4 protein-coding genes are annotated in these 3,704 nt (G+C 41.6%); 1 reads left to right on the forward strand and 3 read right to left on the reverse strand.

Annotated elements, in window-relative coordinates; genetic code table 11:
* Positions 1-94: 94 nt before the first annotated feature.
* Positions 95-340 (forward strand): tyrosine-type recombinase/integrase, encoded by a 246-nt coding sequence (locus BLP80_RS14515; protein ID WP_256325127.1) that lies wholly within the window; start codon positions 95-97, stop codon positions 338-340.
* A 1,210-nt stretch (positions 341-1,550) separates the two neighbouring features.
* Here BLP80_RS14515 and BLP80_RS14530 read toward each other — a convergent pair.
* The 3 genes from BLP80_RS14530 to BLP80_RS14545 form a co-directional block, all read right to left on the reverse strand.
* Positions 1,551-1,901, reverse strand: coding sequence for a hypothetical protein (locus BLP80_RS14530; RefSeq protein WP_090544429.1), 351 nt, complete (start codon positions 1,899-1,901; stop codon positions 1,551-1,553).
* A gap of 831 nt (positions 1,902-2,732) precedes the next feature.
* The gene (locus BLP80_RS14540; protein ID WP_090544432.1) at positions 2,733-3,317 is read right to left on the reverse strand and encodes a P-loop NTPase family protein; all 585 of its coding nucleotides are present in this window, start codon (positions 3,315-3,317) and stop codon (positions 2,733-2,735) included.
* A 7-nt stretch (positions 3,318-3,324) separates the two neighbouring features.
* Entirely contained in the window at positions 3,325-3,576 is a 252-nt protein-coding gene (locus BLP80_RS14545; RefSeq protein ID WP_090544435.1) for a hypothetical protein, read from the reverse strand.
* Positions 3,577-3,704 lie beyond the last annotated feature (128 nt).

The following is a 3,704-nucleotide window of genomic DNA, read 5'->3' on the forward strand; positions in this document are numbered from 1 at the left end:
GTATTCCTTTGTATATTGCTTCCTCATTACCATTACTTTCTCCAGTTAAGCTATTTTCTCTTAACTGGAATGTCCGGATTCATTAAACCAGGTCATACAGCTCGCTCCTTTGGTATTCGTTCGCCCTGGTGAGCTGCGTGGGGCAGAATGGCAAGAGATTGATCTTGATCAAACAGTTTGGCGTATACCTGACCATCGAATGAAGATGAGGGACACGCATATAGTCCCTTTATCACGCCAGGCAATTGAGATATTCAGAACTATTCAACCGCTGACAGGCCGGGACAGGTATGTATTCCCCAGCTTGAATAAACAACGAAACAATCACAACTATCTCTAATTCCGATAAACCAGCAACCATCCAATATAGACAAGATGCAACGATAAACGACAAGCCGATCCTACCAGTAACGCATGCCGTCGTATCTAATACTGTTGATTGGGTAAAGGTAAGCGCCTGCCTCTCAACAAAGGACAAATGCATCTGCTACGGCCACAACGCCGAACGCCTCGTCATACCGCCGGAAACCTGCCACATTGCCGCCCAGCATGGCTGGCCCGGCAAAAGCTCTGCAACTGTAGCAACTAACCTATAGCTACAATAATATGATTATCTGGGATCAAATAAGGACGAAGTTAATGACTAGCAGGGAATCTTACAGAGGCTCACCCGTAGCGAAGCGTAGGGAAGAGGGCGGTATGTTCCCGTCGCGGGTCAAACCGTGATGCTTCCAGCATTTCACCATCCCAACCCCCCCTCCCTTTGCATAACTAAAACGCAAAGTATCTTACATCTTTCCCTGAGTAGCCTATGTTAATTTTTTACGTTTTAAATGAGGGCTAGAGCTTTGTAGATTTCTTTTGTTTTCCCTCTTATGTGATTTTCATGATCTGTTGAAACATCGAATCTATGAAATATCGTGAGAGAGTTTCTGTATTGCATGATTGCGATTATTTTATGACCGTCTAAGTCCTTTCTATATACCAGCGTATCGAATTCATGCATTGCACGTATCTTATCGCTTGTCGTTAACTTTCTGTATATTCTTTGCTTGTTGTCACGTAGAAAGATAGTGAACATTTTCGTTTCCTTGCCGACGGTTATTTATTTTTCTAGTGCGGCATTTTATTTTTATTCTTTATGCAAAAAACCTTACTATAGGTAATTCGAGCGAAACGCTTCACAGTCCGTTTCATTTTTTTCTCCAATAGCTAGCTATTGCTTATTTTGCTTTGATGTCTAGTCCTGTATTTTCTTCCGGATGTATTCCACACTCTATAATATCTACTGGCACATTCGCGCGGCTCGTAATTTATCTATTAAGCGTAAATATTACCGGCTAGCTGCGGGCGAAAAAAAACGCCTGGTGCTGGCAGGCGTTGACCGGGAAGAACTGCGGTTACTTTGTCGGCATTTGGCTAACCCGTGTAACCGTTTTTCTGAGAGAAGCCTAATAGCCTATAAAGAGCATTTGCAAAAGATGAAATTTTCCGTCTGAATTTCTCATATTTAGAATTGCGTATAATGTATATTATGTTAAATCGAAGATTCAGAGAACGCAGAAAAAGACAAAGAAGGAAATCAGACTTTTTAGCTGACTGGCTCTATAAGCTTCTAAGCGTTTTTCAGCCAAAGGGTTTCGCAAGTTAGCCAGATGCCTACATAGTAACCTAATTTCTTCCTCATCAACGCCTGAGTCAATCAGGCGTTTTTTTTCCTTGGAGACCAAGCGATAATATTTACGTTGCACCGACGCATTACGAGTCAAACGAATAAACCAGTAGTAATTATAAAGTTTAGAAAACATAAGCAAATCACATTGGTCGAGATGACCAGCCGCGCTTAACAGCATTTCTGCAGGTCTCAGAAGGAACTGAAAGCCGCTCAGACAATTTGCCATAGCAAACACATTTAGATTCATTTGCAATACAGGAAGAAACTTGTGACCAGTCCATTTGACCAGACTTAAGATCAGGCTTAGGTTGAATTACAGGATTACTGGGTATGCCACGAAAAATTAGAAGATTAGACTTTAGACGGTGTTCAAGATAATTAACAATCAATGGATATGTTAGCAGTAGAAGAAAGCTAGGCAGAACGTAAATAACCAGAATCTTTAAAAATTTTCTGAATATACTCATTGCCGCTTATCCCATTTAATTTGAAACAGTTAAAACGGCAATTAACCGACTCAAATTAAGTCTACAGAATGGTGAGCAGTCCGCTCGAATTCCCCTTGTTAATGGCATAAAAAATTAACATGAAGAAGCAAGATATTTTGCGTTTTAAGGTTATGTAGGGGGCTGAGGGGTTGGGATCGGTGCGATGCTGGGAGCATCGCGGTTCGACCCGCGACGATGACTCACCGCCCTCTCCCCTTCGCTACGCTACGGGTGAGCCTCTGTAAGATCATCTGCTAGTCAGTTGCTGGTAATTCATACGTTTTTTTGTGCCTATGATAAAAATCCAAAGCAACAGAATATTTGAATACCATAAGATAAACAACAGCTTGGAGATACATAAAACGCGACTGGTCAGGATGATCGTTAGCGTACTGCACATAAACAAAGCGCCAGACCTTAACATAAAGAAGTTCGTCAAACCAAAGAGCAGGAATAGAATAAATAGTCAGAAGATGACAATACCATTTTGGAATCCTTGGAAAAGTATCCTGAACTTCATTCAAAAAGTTTATATAGCATTTTTTCATAGCATTCATCAAAAAAAAGATTTATAGATTAGTTGATGCAGTTGCAACGCGCTTGCCTGGCCAACCGTGCTTAACGGCAATCCTGCATGTGTCGGGAGGAATGATAAGCAATTCAGAGCTGTATCCATAGCATTTGCATTTCGTATTGCTGGATATGCAGGCTACAACTTTAGACCAGTCTACTTGATCAGACACTATAGGATGCGTTACAGGTACGAGAACCGGCAAAGGCAGCGGCGCTGCTGGTGGATTATGATGAGAAACAGATGACTGACTAGATACTACAACAGATGGTTCACGCTCTTTTACTTCTGCAACTATCGCTTCCTGAGGCGGCTCAAGCTTAGCCATGATGCGTATATAAACATAATAGAGTAATGCAGGAGTGATCAATATTATTGCAAGACTGGTAAAAAGCTTGATAGGGATCGTTTTAGTGGGCTTGGTATGAATCGATGCAGATTCATAAAGCTTAAAAGACTCTTTCGGAACTTTACATGTAGGCGTGATGTGCAGATGCTTTTCAACGAGGCACAACACTTGGGCATGAATAAGACCGGGTGACTGAGCTACCAGGATAATGTCTAGGCCGTGATGTCGGTGCATCCTTAGGTTATTCTATATCTTCAGATACTGCGCCGCGTCCAGAGGCCGGCCAGAGCTTCCAAGCTTCATCAATAACAATAAGACTTCCTTCAGCTATATTGTTAAGCTCAAATATAGCGTCAGAGTCATTCAAGATACTTTCATCTTTTTTGGTTCGCTCATGCCAGTGACTTAATTGTTCATAGGTTTTAACAATAGGTAAGCATTCAGCGCGTCCATCTAAACACAGATAATCCAGTCCATTATTATCCCCAGACATATTTCAGGGAGATAATTGATGGCATTAACGCTACTCAAACAAAACCATATAGGAGCCTGGCAGGTTAGCGGCTTATCGCAAAGGGCTTATTGTCGTCAGCATGGTTTGAATGCCAAAACATTTGGTAA

It is taken from the genome of Nitrosomonas sp. Nm132 (assembly GCF_900100485.1).
In the GTDB taxonomy this organism is placed as follows: Bacteria; Pseudomonadota; Gammaproteobacteria; order Burkholderiales; family Nitrosomonadaceae; genus Nitrosomonas.